This is a genomic window from Streptomyces sp. NL15-2K (genome assembly GCF_030551255.1).
In the GTDB taxonomy this organism is placed as follows: Bacteria; Actinomycetota; Actinomycetes; order Streptomycetales; family Streptomycetaceae; genus Streptomyces.
Genome location: NZ_CP130630.1, coordinates 1331700 through 1351761, shown reverse-complemented (window position 1 = coordinate 1351761; position 20062 = coordinate 1331700). Strand labels below are relative to the sequence as shown.

Genomic DNA, 20062 nt, shown 5'->3' with positions numbered 1-20062 from the left:
CCGACCGAAAGGCCCTCTGTGTCCCCGACGCCCGTCCGCATCACCGCGGTCGACACCTACGACATCAGGTTCCCCACCTCACGCGAGCTCGACGGCTCCGACGCGATGAACCCGGACCCCGACTACTCGGCCGCGTACGTCGTGCTGCGCACCGACGCCGAGGACGGGCCGGAGGGGCACGGCTTCACCTTCACCATCGGGCGGGGCAACGAGGTCCAGGTCGCCGCGATCCACGCGCTGCGCCACCACGTGGTCGGGCGGCCCGTCGAGGAGGTGTGCGCCGACCCGGGTGGACTCTTCCGGGACCTGATCGGGGACAGCCAGCTGCGCTGGCTCGGGCCCGAGAAGGGCGTGATGCACATGGCGATCGGCGCGGTGGTCAACGCCGTGTGGGACCTGGCGGCCAAACGCGCCGAAAAGCCACTGTGGCGGCTGCTCGCCGAGGCCGCGCCCGAGTGGCTGGTAGGACAGATCGACTTCCGCTACCTGACGGACGCGCTCACGCCCGAGGAGGCGCTGGAGATCCTGCGCAAGGGCCGGGAGGGCGCCGCCGAGCGCACCGCGAGCCTGCTCGCCCAGGGCTACCCCGCCTACACCACATCCCCCGGGTGGCTCGGCTACAGCGACGACAAGCTCACCCGGCTCGCCGACCGGGCGGTCGCCGACGGCTTCCGGCAGATCAAGCTCAAGGTCGGCGCGGACCTGGAGGACGACATCCGGCGCTGCCGTGTCGCCCGCTCGGTCGTCGGCCCGGACATCCGCGTGGCCATCGACGCCAACCAGCGCTGGGACGTCGACGAGGCGGTCCGCTGGACCAAGGCCCTCGCCGAGTTCGACCCGTACTGGATCGAGGAGCCCACCAGCCCCGACGACGTGCTCGGCCACGCGGCGATCCGCAAGGCCGTGGCACCCGTCAAGGTGGCCACCGGCGAGCACGTCCACAACCGGATCGTCTTCAAACAGCTCCTCCAGGCCGGCGCGATCGACATCCTCCAGATCGACGCGGCCCGGGTCGCGGGCGTCAACGAGAACCTCGCCATCCTGCTGCTCGCGGCCAAGTTCGGCGTGCCCGTATGCCCGCACGCGGGCGGCGTCGGCCTGTGCGAACTCGTCCAGCACCTGTCGATGTTCGACTACGTGGCGCTGTCCGGCACCACCGAGGACCGCGTGATCGAGTACGTCGACCATCTCCACGACCACTTCCTCGCCCCGGTGGTGATCCGCGAGGGTAACTACGCCGCACCCACCGCGCCGGGCTTCTCGGCCGCCATGCGGCCGGAGTCCATCGCGCGGTTCACGTTCCCCGACGGCGCCTTCTGGGCAGCCGATCTCGCGACGACCGACAAGACGACCGACAAGACGACCGACAAGAAAGGACAGGCGGTATGAGCGACTTCGAGGGCCTCAAGGCCCTGGTGACGGGCGGCGCCTCCGGCATCGGCCGGGCGACGGCCGAACTCCTCGCCGCGCGCGGGGCCCAGGTCGCCGTCCTCGACCTGGACCCGTCGTCGGTCGACAAGCCGCTGCGCGCCTACCGGGCCGACGTCACCGACGACGCCTCCGTACGCCAGGCCGTGGCGGCGGCCGCCGCCGACCTCGGCGGACTCGACGTCCTGGTCAACAACGCGGGCATCGGCGCCCAGGGCACCGTCGCGGACAACGACGACGAGGAGTGGCACCGCGTCCTCGACGTCAACGTCGTCGGCATGGTCCGCGTGGCCCGCGCCGCCCTGCCCCACCTGCGCGCGTCCGAGCACGCGGCGATCGTCAACACGTCCTCCATCGCGGCCACCGCGGGCCTTCCGCAGCGGGCGCTGTACAGCGCGACCAAGGGCGCCGTGTACTCCCTCACCCTCGCGATGGCCGCCGACCACGTCCGCGAGGGCATCCGCGTCAACTGCGTCAACCCCGGCACGGCGGACACCCCGTGGATCGGCCGCCTGCTGTCCAAGGCCGCCGACCCGGCCGCCGAGCGTGCCGCCCTGGAGGCCCGCCAGCCCACCGGCCGCCTCGTCAGCGCGGACGAGGTCGCGGGCGCGATCGCCTACCTGGCGAGCCCGCTGTCCGGCGCCACGACCGGCACCTCACTCGCCGTGGACGGCGGCATGCAGGGCCTGCGCCTGCGTCCGGCGGGCCAGTGAACCGGCTCGGCAACAGCGGCGTGCGAGTCAGCCCCCTGGCCTTCGGCGCCGCCGCGATCGGCAACCTCTTCACGGAGGTCGGCGAGGAGCAGGCGCACGAGGCCGTGAGTGCCGCCTGGCAGCGGGGCGTGCGCTACTTCGACACCGCCCCGCACTACGGCCTCGGCCTGTCCGAACGCCGCCTCGGGGCCGCCCTGCGCGCCCACCCCCGGGAGCGGTACACGGTCTCGACGAAGGTGGGCCGCCGCCTGGAGGCCTCCCAGGGCGGCGGCGACGATCTGGCCAACGGCTTCGCGGTCCCCGCCACCCACCGCCGCGTGTGGGACTTCAGCGCCGACGGTGTACGACGCACCCTGGAGGCCAGTCTGGAACGGCTCGGCCTCGACCGCGTGGACGTCGTCTACCTCCACGACCCCGACGACCACGCCGAACAGGCCTTCCGGGAGGGCTACCCGGCCCTGGAGAAGCTCCGCTCGGAGGGCGTCGTCGGTGCGATCGGCGCGGGCATGAACCAGGCCGAGATGCTCACGCGCTTCGTCCGTGACACGGACGTCGACGTGGTGCTGTGCGCGGGCCGCTACACCCTGCTCGATCAGCGGGCTTCGATCGAGCTGCTGCCCGAGGCGCAGAAACGCGGTGCCTCCGTCGTCGTCGGCGGCGCCTTCAACTCCGGCCTGCTGGCGGACCCGAGGCCGGGAGCGACGTACAACTACGCCCAGGCGCCATCCGAGTTGTTGGACCACGCCCTGCGCCTGAAGTCCGTCGCCGACCGTCACGGCACCACCCTGCGGGCCGCCGCCCTGGCGTTCTGTGCCGCGCATCCGGCGGTCGCGAGCGTCCTCGTCGGCACCCGCTCCGCGGCCGAGGTCCACGACTGCGCCGACCAGTTCGCGGCCACTGTGCCCACCGCCTTCTGGCAGGAACTGCGGGACAGCGGCCTCCTGCCCGCCGATGTCCCCGTCCCCGCGGAGGAACCGTCAGAGGAGCCGTCGGAGGAACCGTCAGAAGAGCCGTCAGAGGGGTCGTTGGAGGAGCCGTCATGAGAGTCGCCCTGCACACCAAGGTCCGCGCGGACCGCGTCGCCGAGTACGAGGCCGCCCACCGCGAGGTCCCCGTCGAGCTCACCGACGCGATCCGCGCCGCCGGCGCCACCTCCTGGACGATCTGGCGCAGCGGCACCGACCTCTTCCACGTCCTGGAGTGCGAGGACTACGCCCGCCTCCTCGCCGAGCTGGAGAAACTCCCGGTCAACGTCGCCTGGCAGGCCCGGATGGCCGAGCTGCTGGACGTGGTGCACGACTACTCCGGCGAGGGAGCCGACGCCGGCCTGCCCGTCGTATGGGAGCTGCCGTGACCGTGGACGCGCACCACCACGTCTGGGACCTGTCCGTACGGGACCAGGACTGGATCGGCGAAGGCAGCCCCCTCCGACGCGATTTCACGGTGGAAGACCTCGCACCCGAGGCCCGCGTGGCAGGCGTCGACCGCACGGTCCTCGTCCAGACCGTCACCGTGCCCGAGGAGACCCCCGAGTTCCTGGGCCTGGCCGCCGAGCACGAGCTTGTCGCGGGGGTCGTCGGCTGGACCGACCTGATGCGCCCCGACGTGGCCGACGAACTGGCCAGGCTGCGGGAACTCCCCGGCGGGCAGTACCTCAAGGGCATCCGGCACCAGGTCCAGGGCGAGCGGGATCCGGAGTGGCTGCTGCGTCCGGACGTACGCCGTGGCCTGACCGCCGTCGCCGACGCCGGTCTGGTCTACGACCTGGTCGTGCTGCCCCACCAGCTCCCGGCCTGCATCAAGGCGGCGGCCTCGCTGCCCGAACTCACCTTCGTCCTCGACCACTTGGGCAAGCCGCCCATCGCCTCCGGCACCCTCGAACCCTGGGCGTCCGACCTCCGCGCCCTCGCCGCCCTCCCCAACACGGTCAGCAAACTCTCCGGCATGGTCACCGAAGCCGACCTCGCGTCCTGGACGATCGACGACCTGCGCCCGTACGCCGACGTCGTGCTGGGCGCCTTCGGCCCGGACCGCCTGATGTTCGGCTCGGACTGGCCGGTGTGCACGCTCGCGGCGACATACGGCGAAGTACTCGACATCGCACACCGGCTGACCGGCGCACACGAACGCACCCAGATCTTCGAGACCACCGCCACCCGCGTCTACGACCTCTGAGCCACCTCCATCAGCCGCGTCGGCGGCAGATACTCCCGCACATACGTCCGCTCCCAGCAGGCGCCCGTCTCCCGCAGCTCCCGCCAGGTCGTGTACCGGTAGCGGAAGAGGCGGGCGCGGATGTAGCGGGGCGGCGTGTCGGGCGGGAACGGCGAGCGGCGCAGCAGCTTCAGCGTGTCGCGGTCGTTCTCCAGCAGCCGCTCCACCAGGGCGCCGAACCACGACCCGGCGTAGGCGGGCGACAGCGCGGCGAACCACATCATCCAGTCGAGCCGCAGATGGTAGGGCGCGAACTGGCGCGGCCAGTGCCGGGGATCGCCCGGCTTGCCCTTGAACTCGTACTCCCGCCAGTCCGAGTCCTCACGCGGTACGTCGTCGGCCGTGCCCTCGACGATCACCTCGTACCGGACGCGGCTGACGCTGCCGAACGCGCCGTAGGTGTTGACCAGGTGGAGCGGGTCGAAGGAGCGGTTCATGATCTGGCGGCGGGAGATCATGTTGCGGACCGGCTGGTAACTGAGCCCCACGAGCAGCGCGCCGACCGCGAGGACCACGACCTCGTACCAGAGCGGCGCGTCGGGCACCGACGGCGGATCGCTCGGGAACTCCACCGCCGACAGAGCGAGCACGATGGTGATCCAGTTCAGCCAGGAGAAGTTGCCCGACAGCACCAGCCACAGCTGGGTGACGATCATCAGGGAGGCGGCGGCCGTGGCGACCGGCTGCGGGGTGAACAGGAGGAAGGGCACCACGAGTTGGGTGAAGTGGTTGGCGGCCACCTCCACCCGGTGCAGGGGCCGGGGCAGATGGTGGAAGAACCAGCTGAGCGGCCCCGGCATCGGCTGTGTCTCGTGGTGGTGGTCGAGGCAGGTCAGCTTGCGCCAGCACTCGTCGCCCCGCATCTTGATCAGACCCGCCCCGAACTCGACACGGAACAGGATCCAGCGCAGCAGGAACAGCACCAGGATCGGCGGGGCCACCTCGTCGTTGCCCAGGAAGACCGCGAGGAAGCCCACTTCCAGGAGCAGGGACTCCCAGCCGAAGCCGTACCAGGTCTGGCCGACGTTCACGATCGACAGGTACAGCGCCCACGGCACCAGCCACATCAGCATCCCGCCCCACAACGGCAGTCGGGAGTCGAGCCCCGCGAGCAGCGCCGCCGACACCGCGCAGCCCGCCCAGGCGCAGAGCGCGAAGAAACGGTCGGTGTAGTGGAGGTGGAAAAGGCTGGGCGCCCGTTTGAAGGGCACCCGCTCGACGAACCGGGGCACCGGCAGCATCCCGCGCTCGCCGATCAGCGCGCGGAACTGCAGGGCCGCCGTCAGGAACGCCACGAGGTACATGACGGCCAGAGCCCGCTGGAAGACCAGCCGGCTCATCCAGTAGTCGGATGCGGTGAACCAATCCATGGCCGTGCGCTCCTCGTCTCCGTTCTCGCGCCGGAACCCTACGTGACTCCGCGTGTACCTCCCTTCCGCTTGCGTAACCCAAGTGAGCGCAGCAGACAATAATGAGCACAGCGGACAATGGTGACGAACTGCCCGGGACGGACGGGAGAGTGTGGTGCGGACACCCACCGGAACCCTCGTCACGGCCTGCGCGCTCTCGGCGGCGCTCATCGTCGCGGGCTGCGGCGGCGACGGGGACGAGGGCACGAAGTCGAGCCGGGAGCTCGTCCTCCAGCCGGTCGCGGACCCGGGGCCCGACCCCTTCACGGACTCCACCGCGACCTCGACGGCCACGTCGCCTCCGGTCACTCGAACGCCGCAACCGGCGCCCGCGGGGCCGACCGGGGTGCGATACGTGTCCGGCGGGACGCCCGGCCTCTACGGCGGCGAAGCGCGGGTCGGCAGCTGTGACGTCGACCGGCTGATCGGCCACCTGCGTGCCGACCCGGCCAAGACCCGTGCCTTCGCCGAGATCGCGGGCGTCTCCCCGGCCTCGGTCCCGGACCACCTGCGCGGTCTGGCCCCGGTCGTGCTGCGCGCCGACACCCGGGTCACCAACCACGGCTTCCGCCACGGACACGTGACCACCTACCAGTCCGTCCTCCAGGCGGGCACGGCCGTCCTCGTCGACAACCGGGGTGTGCCGCGCGTCCGCTGCGCCTGCGGCAATCCGCTGAAGCCGCCCGTGGCGATGCGGGGGAGCAGCCCCGGCACGCACGGCCGCCCCTGGGCCGGATTCCGGCCCACGCGGATGATCGCGGTGACGCCGACCACCCAGGCGATCACCAACATCACGATCATCAACAGCGTCGACAACAGCTGGGTCGAGCGGCGGCTCGGTCACGGCGTCCACCGGGACCGCATCGTGCCCGCGCCGGACCCGGGTCCTGCTCCCGACAGCAGCGCGTCCAGCGCCTCGTCGGGCGGGGACAGCGCGTTCCCCGCGGACGAGAGCGAGTTCGCGAGCGACGAGAGGTCCTCCCCGGGCACGATGGATGAGAGGTCTTCCCCGGGCGCGCCGACCGACTGCGTGCCCCCGGCCGCCTCGCCGGACGCCACTGCCTCGCCGGACGCTACCGACGACACCCCGACCGATGTGCCTACGGACCTGCCGACGCACGAGCCGGCCGACTGCCCCACGACCACCGTGACACCCACGCCTCCCCCGCCTCCCACGACCGCGCCCGACGTCGGGACGACAGTCGAGGAGGAGCCGGCCGTGGCGCAGCCCACGGAGCCCGACGCCCCCCGCGCCTCCTCGGAGGCGGAGGAGACCGGTCCCGCAGCCGTGCCGGAGGCCCCCGACCCGCCCGACGGCGGCGGCCTGATCCCCGACGCCGACGACCCGGTCGGCGCGGACGGCGCCTGACACCGGCACGCATCACGGGCCGTATACCGGTCCGTCTCACCGGTCGAATAATCGGCCGATTCCTGGCAAGGTTGCTCCATGGTTGATCGGGGAGCGAGCGCCCTGTCACTCCCGGACGACTGGCCCGCCCACCCGGATCCGATCCTGGCGCTCAACCGCATGGGAAGCTTCGACTGGGACCTGGACACCGGTCTGTTCCACATGGACGCCCAGGCCCACGAGGTCTTCGACCTGCGCCCCGACGAATACGACGGGTACCCAGGGACCCTGGCGATCCGGGTCCCGCGCGCGGAGGCCCACCGGCTCGACGCCCTCGTCGCCCAGGCCATGAAGGACGGCAGCGAGAACTACGGCACCTACTTCCGGCTCCGCTGCCGGGACGGCACCCTGCGCTGGACCCACACCCAGGGCTACATCCGACGCGACGAGACGGGACGCCCCCGCCGGATCATCGGCATCGTCCGCGACGCCACCCAGGAACTCGGCGAGATCGAGGCCCGCCGGGAGCAGGCCGCCCACGACGAGGCCCGGCGCCGCCAGACCAACGTCGTGCAGCTGACCACGGCCGCCCTCGCCCACGCCCGCACCGTCGACGACGTCATCGACGTCCTCAAGGACACCCACGGCCTCACCCACCTCGGCGCCACCAGCCTGGTCATGGGCCTGGTCGAGGCCGGCCGCATCCGGCTGGTCGCCGAGGGCCCCAAGGGCAGCTTCGTGCCCGGCACCCGCGTCACCCGGATCGACGAGCCCTACCCGATGAGCGAGGCCGTCCGCACCCTCACCCCGCGCTTCATCGAGTCCCCGGAGGAGTTCGCCGAGCGCTACCCGCTGCTGTGGCCGCACATCACCGGCCTGGACATCACCTCGGCCGCCTATCTGCCGCTCATCGCCGAGGCCCGCCCGATCGGCGCCATGGGCCTGCTCTACAGCGACCGGCGCGGCTTCTCGCCCGAGGACCGCAACGTCCTCATCGCCCTCGGCAGCAGCATCGCGCAGAGCCTCATGCGGGCCATGCTCTACGAGCAGGACAAGGACCTCGCCACCGGCCTCCAGCAGGCCATGCTGCCGCGCACCATCCCCAGCGTCCCCGGTGCCGACGTCGCCGTCCGCTACCGTTCCGCCGCGCTCGGCCGGGACATCGGCGGTGACTGGTACGACCTGATCCCGCTGCCGGGCGGGCGCGTCGGCGCCGTCATCGGCGACGTGCAGGGCCACGACACGCACGCCGCCGCCGTCATGGGCCAACTGCGCATCGTCCTGAGGGCCTACGCCGCCGAGGGCCACACCCCCGCCGCGGTGATGGCCCGTGCCTCAGTCTTCCTCCACGAACTCGACACCGACCGCTTCGCGACCTGCCTGTACGCGGAGGCCGACCTGTCCACCGGAGTGGTCCAGGTGGTCCGGGCCGGCCACATCGACCCCCTGGTCCGCCGGCCCGACGGCAGCTGCCGCCGTGTCCCCGTCGAGGGCGGCCTGCCGCTCGGCCTGTCCGCCGAGTTCGGGCGCCTCGACTACTCCGTAGCCACCCTCGAACTGGACCCCGGCGACACCCTGATGCTGTGCACCGACGGCCTGGTCGAACAGCCGGGCGCCGACCTCGACGACGGCATGCGGACCCTGACGGCCCTGGTCGCCGCCGGCCCGCAGGACGTACGGGACCTCGCCGACTGCCTCATCGACGTGGCCGAGGAGCGCGGCGGCGACGACGACGTGGCCCTGCTCCTGCTGCGCCGCCGCGGTCTGGACACACTGAGGTCCGCGGGCCGGCTCCAGCAGCACGTGGCACCCGGCGACCCGGAGGCCCTCTCCGAGGCCCGGCACATGATCCGCGCCGCGGTCACCGCCTGGGGCGCCCGCGATCGCGCCCACGAGGTCGAGCTGGTCGCCGACGAGCTGATCACCAATGCCCTGATGCACACCGAGGGCTCCGCCGTCGTCACCCTGCGGGTCCTCACCGGCAGCGACCGGCGGCTGCGCGTCGAGGTCGAGGACGCCTCCAGCGCCCTGCCGCGCCGCCGCGACGCGGGGGAGTCGGGTGTCTCCGGGCGGGGCCTGCTCGTGGTCGACCTGCTCACCGACGTGTGGGGCGTGGAGGCCCGGGGCGGCGGCAAGTGCGTGTGGTGCGAGTTCGTGGTGACCTGAGCTGATGCCGGGAGTCTGCGGTGGCACTCTGGACGTATGCCGGAACTCCCCGAGGTGGAAGCGCTCAAGGACTTCCTGACCGAGCACCTGGTCGGCCACGAGATCGTCCGGGTGCTGCCCGTCGCGATCAGTGTCCTGAAGACGTACGACCCTCCGCTCACCGCCCTCGAGGGCCACGAGGTCACCGCCGTGCGCCGGTACGGCAAGTTCCTCGACCTCGCCACGGACGGCGGCCCGCACTTCGTGACCCACCTGGCGCGTGCGGGCTGGCTGCACTGGAAGGACAGGCTCCCGGATGGCCCGCCCCGCCCCGGCAAGGGCCCCCTGGCCCTGCGCGTGGCCCTGGAGACCGGCGCGGGCTTCGACCTGACCGAGGCGGGCACCCAGAAGCGCCTCGCGGTCTACGTCGTCCACGATCCCCAGGAGGTCCCGGGCGTGGCCCGCCTCGGCCCCGACCCGCTCGCCGACGACTTCGACGAGGAGCGCTTCGCCGCCCTGCTCGCCGGTGAGCGACGGCAACTCAAGGGCGCCCTGCGTGACCAGGGCCTGATCGCGGGCGTCGGCAACGCCTACAGCGACGAGATCCTGCACGCCGCGAAGATGTCCCCTTTCAAACTCGCGGCCTCCCTCACCCCGCAGGAGACCCACAGCCTCTACGAGGCCCTGCGCACCACCCTCAACGAGGCGATCGAGCGCTCCCGGGGCGTCGCGGCCGGCCGCCTCAAGGCCGAGAAGAAGAGCGGCCTGCGCGTCCACGCCCGTACCGGCGAACCCTGTCCGGTGTGCGGCGACACCATCCGCGAGGTCTCCTTCAGCGACTCCTCGCTCCAGTACTGCCCGACCTGCCAGACCGGCGGCAAGCCCCTCGCCGACCGCAGGCTGTCCCGGCTGCTGAAGTAGCCCCGGCACGCGCAGCAGCAGCCCTGCACCGCCGCTCACCGGTCCAGGAAGCGGGTGACGGTGCGCCGGTAGACCTCGGGCTGCTCCATGTCGATGAGGTGGCCCGCCCCCGCGACGGTTACCAGGGTGGCGTTCGGCAGCACCTCGTCGTACTCGCGCGCGATCCCGGGGTTCTTGTAGTCGCAGGCGCCGCGCAGGACGAGCACCGGGACCCGGGTGCGGCGCAGGGCGGGGCGCGGGTCGGGGACGGTGAGCTGGTCCTCGCCGGTGAGCTGGTTGGCGTAGAAGCCGGGCACGGAGGCCGGCAGGTCGCGCAGAGGGCGGTCGGGGTGGCAGGTGGCCGCCGGAGCGGCGATGTCGAGGAGCTCGGCGAAGATCGGGTCAAGCTCGGAGTCGGGGACGAGGGCGTGGGCGGCGCGCGGGTTCGCCGCCATCAGCAGCGACCAGGCCGCCAGCCGGGGATGGTCCTCCAGGGCGTCGATCTCTTGCTGCTGCTCCGGCGTCAGCCGGTCCCAGATGTCGCCCTCGGACCGGTCCTTCCAGGCCGGGGCCCACAGCACTCCGGGCGAGGTGAGCACCATCCGGGCCACCCGGCCGGGATGCGCGGCGAGATACTCGGCGGCCAGCGTGGCGCCCCAGGAAGCGCCGAGCAGCACGACCCGCCGCGCACCGATCCGCGCGCGCACGGCCTCCAGGTCGGCGACCTGCCGGGCCACCGTGTAGCCGCTCGGGTCGGCCAGCCGCCCGGAGCGGCCCGAGCCCAGCTGGTCGTAGGAGTAGACGTCGTAGCCCTGCCCGGTCAGCAGGCGCTCCAGCGGGTCGGGGCCGTCGCCGGGGGTGCCCGGACCGCCGTGCAGCACGATCACCGGCGTCTCACGCGGGCGGCCCTGGGCGTGCTGGAGCGTGTAGGCGAGTCGGGAGCCGGTCGGCAGGCTCCAGTACCCGGTGGGCCGGGAGCGCGGATGCGGCGGCTGCTCGTCCAGCGGCTGGAGCACCGTCAGGAAGGCGGTGGCCGAGGTGAGCAGCAGCACGGCCGCGGTGACCAGGGCGGTCGCGGTCCGGCGGCGCAGCCCCGCGTACACCGGCAGCGCGCACCCCACCACCAGCGCCGCGACCCCCGCGGCGGCCAGGAGCGCGAGCTCGGCCGTGACCGACGCGGTCGCCCACACCGCCGCGATCGCCGCCACGGGCGCCAGCAGCACACCGAGCAGGACGAGCAGGGCCCTGCCGAGCAGCCGAACCGAGCGGGCGGCACGTCGTCGGTCCGTGATCTGCGGTGCCCGGGAAGGAAGTTGAGTTGTCGTCATACGGCGATGCTGCGGTCGGAGGGCCACGGCCCGCGTCCGCCGCCGTGGACCCTCCCGGTCCCCGCCCGGGGGGAGGCGATGTCCGCCGCCAGGGGGACGCAGAGTCCGGCCGCCGCCCGTAGCCTGTGCGTTGTGGGGGAGTTGCGGAGGCGACTGCGGCCCGACCACGCCGTGGACCGGGGGCCGGCATGGGTGTTGCTCGATGTGGTGGTCGCGTATCTGTCGGCGGTGATCGCCGTCGGACCGTCGGACCACACCGCCTCGGCGTTCGCCGGACCGGGGAGCGAACGGGCCTGTGCGGTGGTGTGGTTCGCCGCGATCGCGGGGCGCAGGTTCGCCCCGGCGTGTGCGCTGTGGGCGGGCGGCGCGGCCACCGTGGCGGCGGTCGGGTCCGGAGCCGAGGTCACCAACGTCTCGCTGGCCACCGCGCTCGCGCTCACCTTGGTCGTACAGACCCGGCCCGCCGCACGCGCCCTGGAGTGTGCGGCGCCGCCCGCCCTGGCCGCCGTGGCCGTCCTCGCCGCCGACGACAACGCCTTCGTGCCCGCCCTCGCCGTGCACGCGGTGGCCTGGCTCGTGGGCCGGACCGGACGCGCCCGCCGCGAGACCCGCGACGCCCTGCGCGCACACGAGCGCGCCCAGGCCGTCGCGGCCGAACGCGCCCGCATGGCAAGTGAGTTGCATGACGCGGTCGGCCATGCCGTCACCGTCATGGTCACCCACGCCGGAGCCGCCCGGCTCACCCTGGGCGCCGACGCGCCCGACGTACGGCAGGCCCTGTCCCGGATCGAGGAGGTCGGCCGGGGCGCCATGACCGACCTGGACCGGATCCTCGGACTGCTCACCGACACCTACGACGTCGAGGCCACTCTGCGTGCCCTGGTCGCCCGGCTCCCCGACGACGTCACCGCCGACCTCCGGCTGCCCGCCCCGGACCTGCTGGGCCGCCTGCCCGTCGAGGTCGCCGAGACCGTCGGTCGAGTCGTCCAGGAGTCGCTCACCAACGTGGTCCGCCACGCCCGCCCCGCCCACGCGGTGGTCGGCGTCGACCTCACCGGCGACCGGGTGGCCGTACACGTCACGGACGACGGGACCGGCGCACCGGGACGATCGCCGGGCGGTCCGCCGGGCGGTCCGGCGGGCGAGTCGGCGGGCGGTGGCCGGGGGCTGCGGAACATGCTCGAACGCCTCGCCCGGCTCGGCGGCACCCTGGACACCGGCCCCGCCGCCGGGGGCGGCTGGCGGGTCGCGGCCGTCATCCCGCTGAACGAGCCGGTAGCCCCGCCGAAGAAACCGCAGGCCGGGTCGACGGCCCCGCCGGTCGCGTCCAAGTCGTCGCCGGTCCCCTCGAAGGAGTCGTCATGATCCGTGTCCTGCTCGCCGACGACGAGGAACTGATGCGGGCGGGCCTGAGGATGATGCTCCAGACCCAGCCCGACCTGACCGTGGTCGGCGAGGCGGCCGACGGCCGGGAGGCGGTACGCGCGGCGGCCGCCCTGGCACCCGACGTCGTCCTCATGGACGTCCGGATGCCGCTGCTGGACGGCGTCGAGGCCACCCGGGCCGTCACCGGCTCCGCGGTGAACGGCACGCCCAAGGTGCTGATCCTCACCACCTTCGAACTCGACGAGTACGTGTTCTCCGCCGTCCGCGCGGGCGCGAGCGGGTTCCTGCTCAAGCGCAGCCCGCCCGAAGTCCTGATCGAGGGCATCCGCACGCTCGCCGCGGGCGAGGCGCTGCTCGGCCCCACCGTCACCCGCCGTCTGCTGGCCGAGTTCGCCCGCTCAACGCCGCCTTCGCCCGCGCCGGAGACCGCCCGGCGGCTGGCCCGGCTGACCGACCGCGAACGCGATGTGCTGCTCCTGCTGGGCCGCGGGCTGTCCAACCCGGAGATCGCCGCTCGGCTGCACGTCGGCGAGGCCACCGTGAAGACTCATGTCGGCCGGGTGCTGGGCAAGTTGGAGCTGCGGGACCGGGTGCACGCCGTCGTCTTCGCGTTCGATCACGGGCTGGTGCGTCCCGGAGGGGGAGAGGTCAGGAGGGCGTGAGGGTCACCAGGTGCTCACCGGTGCTGGTGCGCACCTCGTAGTGGTCGATCTGGTCGGTGTGCCGGGTCGAGCCGCCGTGCATGGTGTTCGGCCGGGCATCGTGCCGGGGCACGTTCCAGCTGGTGAGAATCTCTTCCGTGCCGTCCACGCCGACGGCGATCAGCCGGCAGGAGCGGGGTCCGGCCCCGTCCTTGACGGTGATCTCGACGTCGCTGCCCCAGGCCTCGTCCTCGGTGGTGAGCTGCGCCCACACACCCGATCGCTCGTCGGTCGCGGTCACCCGCACGTCCTGGCGCTGCGGGTCGGCGCCCTTGGCCAGCATGGTGATCCCGGGCCCGGCCACCGCGAACACCGCCGCGGCGGCCACCGCGTACAGCAGCCGCCGGCGCCGGGCCCGGTGCCGCGTGGCGACCTCGCCGAGCAGCCGGTCCAGCAGTCGGGGGCCCGGCTGCGCCATGGGGTGCACGACCCGCGGGGTGGCCCGCCGGTACAGCATCATCTGCCGGGTCACGGGCCCGAATTCGGTCACGTGTGCCGCACAGCGGGGGCACTCCATGAGGTGGTCCTCGAAGCGGAAGGCGTCCGCCTCGTCCAGCACGCCGAGCGCGTACGCGCCGACGTCGCGATGCCTCTCCAGGGACCTCATGCCGAATCCTCGTGCCGTTGGGTGCGGGTGGGGGTTACTCCGGTTTACGCCTTGCTCCCACCGGTACGGACCAGCCAGCCGAATCACTCAAGCCCCATACAGAATCGTAACCAAGGGGTTCGGAGCGGCCGGACCCGAGGATTGGTCCGAGTCGAAACGAGTCTAGAAAAGATGGATGGCGAGGTGTCCCAGAGGCAACCCGAGCTGCCAGGCCGGCGTCCATACCTTGGGCCCCTCGTCCTCGCCGACCATCGCGGCGCCGCCCGGCACCGCGTTCAGGTCGGGGGCGAGCAGCTCGGTCTCCTCCAGCCAGCGCCAGGCCGCCTCGGCCAGCTCCAGGTCGGGCGCGGGGGCGTCGACGGCGAACGCCTCGGCGGTGAGCTGGGCCATGCGCTCGCACACCCAGTCCTGCCACGGCTGGTCGTAGGCGGTCAGCGACAGCCAGGTCTCCAGCTGGGAGACGACCTGGATGCCGGAGAGCTCGCCGTCGGTGTCGGAGAGGAAGATGGTCAGCGCCAGCGCGTCCCGCCCCGCGCGGAACTCGAAGGACGTAGGCGGCATCAGATCGCCGGACCGCAGCAGCTCGTCGGCGATGTACTCGGCGTACAACCACGCCATGGGGACGGTCAGTTCGCCGCCGCCGGCGCCGTCCGTGCTCTCGTGACCTCTGTGCAGCATCCCTTCCTGCCTTCCTCCGGTGCGTGCGCGTCACCCGATACCGGGCCCTGGGGCCCTGCCCCATTCGGAACACGGATGAGGACAGCCGATTACTCAACCGGGGTCAGCGGCAAGGCGCTTTACGGAGGTTTGACCGAGACATTGGTTTCACCGCAGGTCGGCCGCGTAACCCGGTAGCACCCGGCGCAGGGCGCGCAGCGCGTAGTACGCGCGGGACTTCACGGTACCGGGCGGGATGCCGAGGGCCTCCGCGGCCTCCGCCACACTGGCCCCCTGGAAATACACCAGCACCAGGACTTCACGGTGTTCCGGAGTGAGTGTCTTCACAGCCTGGCGCACATCGAGGGTGGCGGCCGCCCGCTCGGCGTGGTCGGCGCACACCCGGGCGTTCTCCAGGATCGCGTCGCCGACCTCCGGCGGCCTGGCCTGCCGGGCCCGCCGCGCGTCGATCGCCAGCCGACGTCCCACGGTCAGCAGCCACGGCCGTACGGAGTCGAAGTCGTCGGCGCGCAGTGCCTCGGGATGCTGCCAGGCGCGCACCAAAGTCTCCTGGACGAGGTCCTCGGCGCGCTGTCGGTCGCCGTCACAGAGCCGGAGCAGCAGCGCGAAGAGTGGCCGGCCGTGCTCCCGCTGCAGTGCGGCGAGCTCGTGCTCGGCGGTCGTCGTCCCGTTCGTGAGGGTGGTTCCGGCCGTCATGGCCGTATGGCACAACAGGGGACCGATTCCGGCCAGGGTGGCAGCACGGCTCTGCGGCGGACGGTCGATCGCGTCGACGAACGGTTCGATGAACGGTCCATTCCGCGTCGCTCAGGCGCTCCGGACGGGCTCACACCGGTCGCCTCCGGCGACGTCCTCGCGCACACTTCGGTCATCGACCGGGCGCGCTTCGACGCGGGCGGCACCGGCTACGACTTCCGCCCGATGTGCGCCGGTGTCGCACCGGTCGTCTCCCGTGCCGATCTGGCGCTGTGCCACATGGAGACGGTCTACGGCGAGAACGGCCGCACTCTGGACGCCCTCGACCGCGCGGGCGTACGGCACTCCGGCACGGCGCGCACCGAGGAAGAGTCGCGTGTCCCCACCATCCTGCGCGCGGGCGAGGCGAACGTCGCCCACCTCGCGTACACGTAAGGCACGAACGGTTTCCCACTCCCGCAGGGGCAGCCCCGGGCGGCGGGCGCCGAGGTGCGCGCCGTACGCGACCGGATCCGGGACGTGGTCCTCAGCCGGGGGCGGCGCAGGACGGGCTCGTCATGGGCCGGTGACGTCCTCCGGGCTCTGACGCTCCGCCAGTGCCGACCGACGGTACGAGTAGCCGAAGTAGACCACGAGTCCGAGCGCGAACCACACGGCGAACCGCGCCCAGGTCTGCCACTGCAGGAACGTGATCAGCCAGATCGAGAAGACCACACCCACCGCCGGCACGACCGGCATCCACGGCGTGCGGAAGGTGCGCGGCAGCTCCGGCTGCCGGTAGCGCAGCACGATCACCGCGACGCACACCACCACGAACGCCAGCAGGATGCCGATGTTGGTGAGTTCGGCCGCCTCGCCGATCGGCAGGAACCCGGCGATGACGGCCGATGCGACTCCCACGATCCAGGTCACCCGCGTCGGCACGTGCCGCGTCGGGTGCGTCTTGGCGAACCACTTGGGCAGCAGCCCGTCACGGGACATCGAGAACCAGACACGGGTAACTCCCAGCATGAACGTGAACATCACCGTGAGGATGCCGATGATCGCGCCCACCGCGATCACGTCCGCCAGCCCGCCGAGCCCGACCGACTTGAAGGCCGTGGAGAAGCCGCTCTCCTTGTCGATGTCCTTGTAGTCCTGCATGCCCGTCAGGACCAGGCAGGCGGCCACGTACAGGACCATCGAGATCACCAGCGAGTAGATGATCGCCTTCGGCATGTGCCGCTGCGCGTCCTTCGACTCCTCGGCCGCCGTCGACATGGCGTCGTACCCGAAGACCGCGAAGAACACGGTCGCCGCACCGGTGAACGCCCCGCCGACTCCGTACGGGAAGAAGGGGTTGTAGTTCGCCGTGTCGATGTGGAACACGCCGACGGCGATCACCAGCAGCACGACCAGCACCTTCAGCACGACCACGACCGTCTCGAAGCGGGCCGCGTTCTTGATGCCGAGGGTGAGCAGATAGGCGATCAGCAGGCACAGCACGGCCGCGAACAGGTCGACCTTGTGCCCGTCGCCGGTGCCGGGCGCACCCAGCATCCAGTTCGGCAGATCGGCGCCCATCTCGCCGACGAGGAAGCTGAAGTACCCGGAGATGCCGATGGCGACCACCGCGACGATCGCCGTGTACTCCAGCAGCAGGTCCCAGCCGATGAACCAGCCCGCGAGTTCGCCGAGCACCGCGTACCCGTACGTGTAGGCGGAACCGGCCTTCGGGATGAGCCCCGCGAACTCGGCGTACGACAGCGCGGCCGCCGCGCTCGCGACGCCGGCGACGAGGACCGCGGGGCCCGCCGTGCCGTTGGCCACCGTGCCGGCGAGTGTGAAGATGCCGGCGCCGATGATGCCGCCCACGCCGATCGCGGTCAGCTGCCACAGCCCGAGCGACCGGTCGAGCCGTGCGCCCGCGCCCACTTCCGTCTATTCGATGCGTTCGATGGGTTTGCGGCGGAGAATCCCCTCGCCCGCGCGGAGTCCGGCCATGCCCGTCACCTCTTTGTGTTCGGCAAACGGCTGACTGGCGGCTCATGATGGCGCAGTAACGCCCGTGGCGAAAGCAGGCACACAACTCCTCCGCGCGGTTACGGCACCACGGTCACCGGCCATCGCCCGGCCTTCACCAGTCGTACCGCCACCGAGCCGATGATCCGGTGGCCGGCCTGCTCCGAGGCACCCACCACGACGGCGTCCGCCTTCAGCTGGTCCGCCGCCTTCACCAGTCCGTTGTAGGGGTCGCCGCGGAAGGTGTGGAACTCCCAGCGGAAGTCGAATATCCCCTTGACCCGATCGGTCTCGGTCCGGATCTCGGCAACCAGGTCCTCGGCGATGCGGTCGGTCGTCTCGGCGACCGGCGCCCCGACCGCCGCGCCCGCCGACATGACGGGCTGTACGTACACGGCGGCGAGGAGCGCGTTCTGCCGCCGGGCCAGACCCGCCGCGTAGGCCGCCGCCCGGTACGAGGAGTCGGAGCCGTCCATTCCGACCACGATGACTTTCGGGCCGTCCGTGCCGAGCTCGAACTGATGTGCGTGGGAATCCTTCACGGCTCCGAGGCTATCGGAATCCCCAGGTCGCACCGGCGCCCGGCATCGCTCGACGGGCGAGACGGCCGTCCACGATGCCGGAGATGCACGACAGCGCCACCGCGATCCGAAACGCTGGGCGGTACGGGTGATTTCGTGCCCGCCACCCCGGTGTCGTGGCGGTGCGTCGGGTCCGCCATGGGCGACTGATGAGTCATGAAGAAGGATCAGTTGCTCACACGGCTGCTCACCCGGCGCGGGGCGCTGCTCGCCGGCGCCGCCGCCGTCGGGGCGGCCGGCACGGCCGGTCTGCTGTCGCTCGGCCCGGGCGGCGAGCCGGTCCGGCCCACCCCGGTCGGCGGCCCCCAGGCGCGCGGTGCGCTCAAGCCCTCCGCCTACCGCCTCCAGCCCCTGACCGGATACGGCCCGCCCCGGACCGCGCCCGGCCGGACCCTCGTCCGGCACGAGCCGTTCCTGCGCGTGTCCGGACGGGGCCGCACCATGGTGCTGACCTTCGACGACGGACCGGACCCCCGCTACACCCCGGACATCCTGGACACCCTCGCGAAGTACGACGTCCGCGCGATGTTCTTCGTGTGCGGGGAGATGGTGGTCGACAACGAAGAACTGCTGGTCCGGATGGCCGACGAGGGACACGTCGTCGGCAACCACACCTGGTCCCATCCGCTGCTGCCCCGCCTGACGCGCCGGCAGATCCGCTCGCAGATGGAACGCACCTGCGACGTCATCGAGGAGGCGTACGGCGAGCGGCCCCTGTGGTTCCGCGCGCCCTACGGCGCCTGGAACCGCGCCGCCTTCCAACTGGGCGCCGAACTCGGCATGGAACCGCTGGCCTGGACGGTCGACACCCTCGACTGGACCACCCCCGGCACCCGGACCATCGTCGACCGGGTGGAGAACGGCGCCGCCCCCGGCGTCGTGGTGCTCTCGCACGACGCCGGGGGCGACCGCACCCAGAGCGTCCGGGCGCTGCGCTCCTATCTGCCGCACCTGCTGGATTCCGGCTACCACATCACCGTCCCGCGACGGCAGTACGCATAACCGGGTTTCGCCCGCCCGGGGCAGGTAAAACGCTCAGCGGACCTCGACCAGGCGGGCGAAAGCGACGACGTTCCCGTCGTAGCCGTTCTGCTGGGAGAAACCGCCCCCGCAGGTGATGATCCGCAATTCGGGGGAGCCCTTGGAACCGTAGACACGGTCGCCGGGGAAGTTGTTCTTCGCGAAGACCTCGATTCCGTAGATCTCGAAAACGGCCGTCCTTCCGTCCCCCCGCGCGACCTCCACGCGATTTCCCTTCTTCAGGGCCCCGAGTCCGTAGAACACGGCGGGACCCTGACTGTTGTCGACATGACCCACGACCACGGCGGTGCCCTTCTCGCCGGGAGAGACCGCGCCGGTGAACCAGCCGGCCAGGTTCGGGTCCTCCGGCGGCGGCGCGCCGACCCAGCCGTCCGCGTCCAGACCGACCGGCATGATCGGCGCGTCGACCTGGATCGACGGGATCCTGACCCGGTCGGGCACGGCGTACGGCAGCGGATCGGGGTTTCCCAGGAACGTGCCGCCGGGCGAGGTGCGGGTGTCGGCGGCAGCGGCCGAGGCGGGCTGCGGGGGCCCCGCGTCGAATTCCCCCGAACCATTCCGAATGAGCGCGAGGCCGGTCAGCAGAACAAGCGCTATCACGCCCCAAGGAGCGCGCTTCTTCCGCTGCTCCTCCTCTTCGGCCAGCTCGGCCAGCTCGGACGCAGACATTCGACTTCCCCTCTCGACGCGGCCGTCGCCGTGTCAATCGCGCATACGAGAACGCTAAGTCCCGCGCGAGAAACCGGCGACGGGGCCGACGCGAACGGGTGGCCCGTGCCCCCTGTGGTGCGCCATCCGAGTTGCCGCGCACAGGAATTTTCTGATGGTCCGTGACCTGCGGCGATATCCCCTTGGGTGCGTTCCGTGCGGCGTGTCCTCTCACCAG

General features: G+C 72.0%; 18 protein-coding genes and 2 pseudogenes. 12 read left to right on the top strand and 8 right to left on the bottom strand.

Annotation, left to right across the window (positions count from 1 at the left end):
• Positions 1-18: 18 nt before the first annotated feature.
• From Q4V64_RS05430 to Q4V64_RS05410, 5 genes are read left to right on the top strand one after another with little or no spacing between them, the layout of a single operon-like run.
• Positions 19-1389, top strand: coding sequence for an L-fuconate dehydratase (locus Q4V64_RS05430; protein ID WP_124436545.1), 1371 nt, complete (start codon positions 19-21; stop codon positions 1387-1389).
• Positions 1386-2141, top strand: a complete 756-nt coding sequence (locus tag Q4V64_RS05425) for an SDR family oxidoreductase (RefSeq protein ID WP_124436544.1) — start codon at positions 1386-1388, stop codon at positions 2139-2141. Before Q4V64_RS05430 ends, Q4V64_RS05425 begins: the two co-directional genes overlap by 4 nt.
• Positions 2138-3184: an aldo/keto reductase gene (locus Q4V64_RS05420; RefSeq protein ID WP_124436543.1), complete on the top strand. Its 1047-nt coding sequence runs from the start codon at positions 2138-2140 to the stop codon at positions 3182-3184. Before Q4V64_RS05425 ends, Q4V64_RS05420 begins: the two co-directional genes overlap by 4 nt.
• Positions 3181-3495: an L-rhamnose mutarotase gene (locus Q4V64_RS05415; protein WP_124436542.1), complete on the top strand. Its 315-nt coding sequence runs from the start codon at positions 3181-3183 to the stop codon at positions 3493-3495. The genes Q4V64_RS05420 and Q4V64_RS05415 overlap by 4 nt, the downstream gene beginning before the upstream one ends.
• Entirely contained in the window at positions 3480-4316 is an 837-nt protein-coding gene (locus Q4V64_RS05410; protein WP_172628926.1) for an amidohydrolase family protein, read from the top strand. Before Q4V64_RS05415 ends, Q4V64_RS05410 begins: the two co-directional genes overlap by 16 nt.
• Here the strand turns inward: Q4V64_RS05410 and Q4V64_RS05405 are convergent.
• A complete protein-coding gene (locus Q4V64_RS05405) occupies positions 4304-5725 on the bottom strand; it encodes a lipase maturation factor family protein (RefSeq protein WP_124436540.1) in 1422 nt (473 codons plus the stop codon). The genes Q4V64_RS05410 and Q4V64_RS05405 overlap by 13 nt on opposite strands.
• A 154-nt stretch (positions 5726-5879) precedes the next feature.
• Between Q4V64_RS05405 and Q4V64_RS05400 the strand changes: the two genes are divergently transcribed.
• From Q4V64_RS05400 to Q4V64_RS05390, 3 genes are all read left to right on the top strand, one after another.
• Positions 5880-7133 (top strand): DUF6777 domain-containing protein, encoded by a 1254-nt coding sequence (locus tag Q4V64_RS05400; protein ID WP_124436539.1) that lies wholly within the window; start codon positions 5880-5882, stop codon positions 7131-7133.
• A 78-nt stretch (positions 7134-7211) separates the two neighbouring features.
• Positions 7212-9278 (top strand): SpoIIE family protein phosphatase, encoded by a 2067-nt coding sequence (locus tag Q4V64_RS05395; protein ID WP_124436538.1) that lies wholly within the window; start codon positions 7212-7214, stop codon positions 9276-9278.
• Positions 9279-9314: 36 nt separating this feature from the next.
• Complete coding sequence (locus Q4V64_RS05390) at positions 9315-10178, top strand: DNA-formamidopyrimidine glycosylase family protein (RefSeq protein WP_124436537.1); 864 nt, start codon at positions 9315-9317, stop codon at positions 10176-10178.
• Positions 10179-10213: 35 nt separating this feature from the next.
• On the opposite strand, the gene Q4V64_RS05385 is transcribed toward Q4V64_RS05390, so the two are convergent.
• A complete protein-coding gene (locus Q4V64_RS05385) occupies positions 10214-11485 on the bottom strand; it encodes an alpha/beta fold hydrolase (RefSeq protein WP_124436536.1) in 1272 nt (423 codons plus the stop codon).
• A gap of 132 nt (positions 11486-11617) precedes the next feature.
• Between Q4V64_RS05385 and Q4V64_RS05380 the strand changes: the two genes are divergently transcribed.
• Together Q4V64_RS05380 and Q4V64_RS05375 are read left to right on the top strand one after the other, a co-directional pair.
• Positions 11618-12850, top strand: coding sequence for a histidine kinase (locus Q4V64_RS05380; protein WP_124436535.1), 1233 nt, complete (start codon positions 11618-11620; stop codon positions 12848-12850).
• The gene (locus tag Q4V64_RS05375) at positions 12847-13533 is read left to right on the top strand and encodes a response regulator transcription factor (protein WP_124436534.1); all 687 of its coding nucleotides are present in this window, start codon (positions 12847-12849) and stop codon (positions 13531-13533) included. The genes Q4V64_RS05380 and Q4V64_RS05375 overlap by 4 nt, the downstream gene beginning before the upstream one ends.
• Here the strand turns inward: Q4V64_RS05375 and Q4V64_RS05370 are convergent.
• From Q4V64_RS05370 to Q4V64_RS05360, 3 genes are all read right to left on the bottom strand, one after another.
• On the bottom strand, positions 13520-14179 hold the full coding sequence (locus Q4V64_RS05370; protein ID WP_124436533.1) for a zf-HC2 domain-containing protein: 660 nt from the start codon (positions 14177-14179) through the stop codon (positions 13520-13522). The genes Q4V64_RS05375 and Q4V64_RS05370 overlap by 14 nt on opposite strands.
• A 162-nt stretch (positions 14180-14341) precedes the next feature.
• On the bottom strand, positions 14342-14857 hold the full coding sequence (locus tag Q4V64_RS05365; protein ID WP_124436532.1) for a hypothetical protein: 516 nt from the start codon (positions 14855-14857) through the stop codon (positions 14342-14344).
• A 147-nt stretch (positions 14858-15004) separates the two neighbouring features.
• Positions 15005-15553: a sigma-70 family RNA polymerase sigma factor gene (locus Q4V64_RS05360; RefSeq protein ID WP_124436531.1), complete on the bottom strand. Its 549-nt coding sequence runs from the start codon at positions 15551-15553 to the stop codon at positions 15005-15007.
• Positions 15554-15691: 138 nt separating this feature from the next.
• Here Q4V64_RS05360 and Q4V64_RS05355 point away from each other — a divergent pair.
• A pseudogene (locus Q4V64_RS05355) lies at positions 15692-15985 on the top strand (CapA family protein); the annotation flags it as partial.
• A 123-nt stretch (positions 15986-16108) separates the two neighbouring features.
• Here Q4V64_RS05355 and Q4V64_RS05350 read toward each other — a convergent pair.
• Positions 16109-17536 (bottom strand): annotated as a pseudogene (locus Q4V64_RS05350) (amino acid permease).
• 98 nt (positions 17537-17634) lie between these two features.
• Positions 17635-18096, bottom strand: a complete 462-nt coding sequence (locus tag Q4V64_RS05345) for a universal stress protein (RefSeq protein WP_124436530.1) — start codon at positions 18094-18096, stop codon at positions 17635-17637.
• Positions 18097-18291: 195 nt separating this feature from the next.
• Between Q4V64_RS05345 and Q4V64_RS05340 the strand changes: the two genes are divergently transcribed.
• A complete protein-coding gene (locus Q4V64_RS05340) occupies positions 18292-19137 on the top strand; it encodes a polysaccharide deacetylase family protein (protein WP_124436529.1) in 846 nt (281 codons plus the stop codon).
• A gap of 33 nt (positions 19138-19170) precedes the next feature.
• Here Q4V64_RS05340 and Q4V64_RS05335 read toward each other — a convergent pair whose 3' ends face one another.
• Positions 19171-19845 carry a class F sortase gene (locus tag Q4V64_RS05335; RefSeq protein WP_124436528.1) on the bottom strand — a complete coding sequence of 225 codons (675 nt, stop codon included), beginning with the start codon at positions 19843-19845 and terminating at the stop codon, positions 19171-19173.
• Between the last annotated feature and the right edge of the window lie 217 nt (positions 19846-20062).

Bases quoted from the DNA above. Each gene is read 5' to 3' on its own strand.
- Q4V64_RS05425 (WP_124436544.1), top strand. From the start codon at position 1,386: ATGAGCGACTTCGAGGGCCTCAAGGCCCTGGTGACGGGCGGCGCCTCC.
- Q4V64_RS05415 (WP_124436542.1), top strand. From the start codon at position 3,181: ATGAGAGTCGCCCTGCACACCAAGGTCCGCGCGGACCGCGTCGCCGAG.
- Q4V64_RS05410 (WP_172628926.1), top strand. From the start codon at position 3,480: ATGGGAGCTGCCGTGACCGTGGACGCGCACCACCACGTCTGGGACCTG.
- Q4V64_RS05405 (WP_124436540.1), bottom strand. From the start codon at position 5,725: ATGGATTGGTTCACCGCATCCGACTACTGGATGAGCCGGCTGGTCTTC.
- Q4V64_RS05395 (WP_124436538.1), top strand. From the start codon at position 7,212: ATGGTTGATCGGGGAGCGAGCGCCCTGTCACTCCCGGACGACTGGCCC.
- Q4V64_RS05390 (WP_124436537.1), top strand. From the start codon at position 9,315: ATGCCGGAACTCCCCGAGGTGGAAGCGCTCAAGGACTTCCTGACCGAG.
- Q4V64_RS05385 (WP_124436536.1), bottom strand. From the start codon at position 11,485: ATGACGACAACTCAACTTCCTTCCCGGGCACCGCAGATCACGGACCGA.
- Q4V64_RS05375 (WP_124436534.1), top strand. From the start codon at position 12,847: ATGATCCGTGTCCTGCTCGCCGACGACGAGGAACTGATGCGGGCGGGC.
- Q4V64_RS05370 (WP_124436533.1), bottom strand. From the start codon at position 14,179: ATGAGGTCCCTGGAGAGGCATCGCGACGTCGGCGCGTACGCGCTCGGC.
- Q4V64_RS05365 (WP_124436532.1), bottom strand. From the start codon at position 14,857: ATGCTGCACAGAGGTCACGAGAGCACGGACGGCGCCGGCGGCGGCGAA.
- Q4V64_RS05360 (WP_124436531.1), bottom strand. From the start codon at position 15,553: ATGACGGCCGGAACCACCCTCACGAACGGGACGACGACCGCCGAGCAC.
- Q4V64_RS05340 (WP_124436529.1), top strand. From the start codon at position 18,292: ATGAAGAAGGATCAGTTGCTCACACGGCTGCTCACCCGGCGCGGGGCG.
- Q4V64_RS05335 (WP_124436528.1), bottom strand. From the start codon at position 19,845: ATGTCTGCGTCCGAGCTGGCCGAGCTGGCCGAAGAGGAGGAGCAGCGG.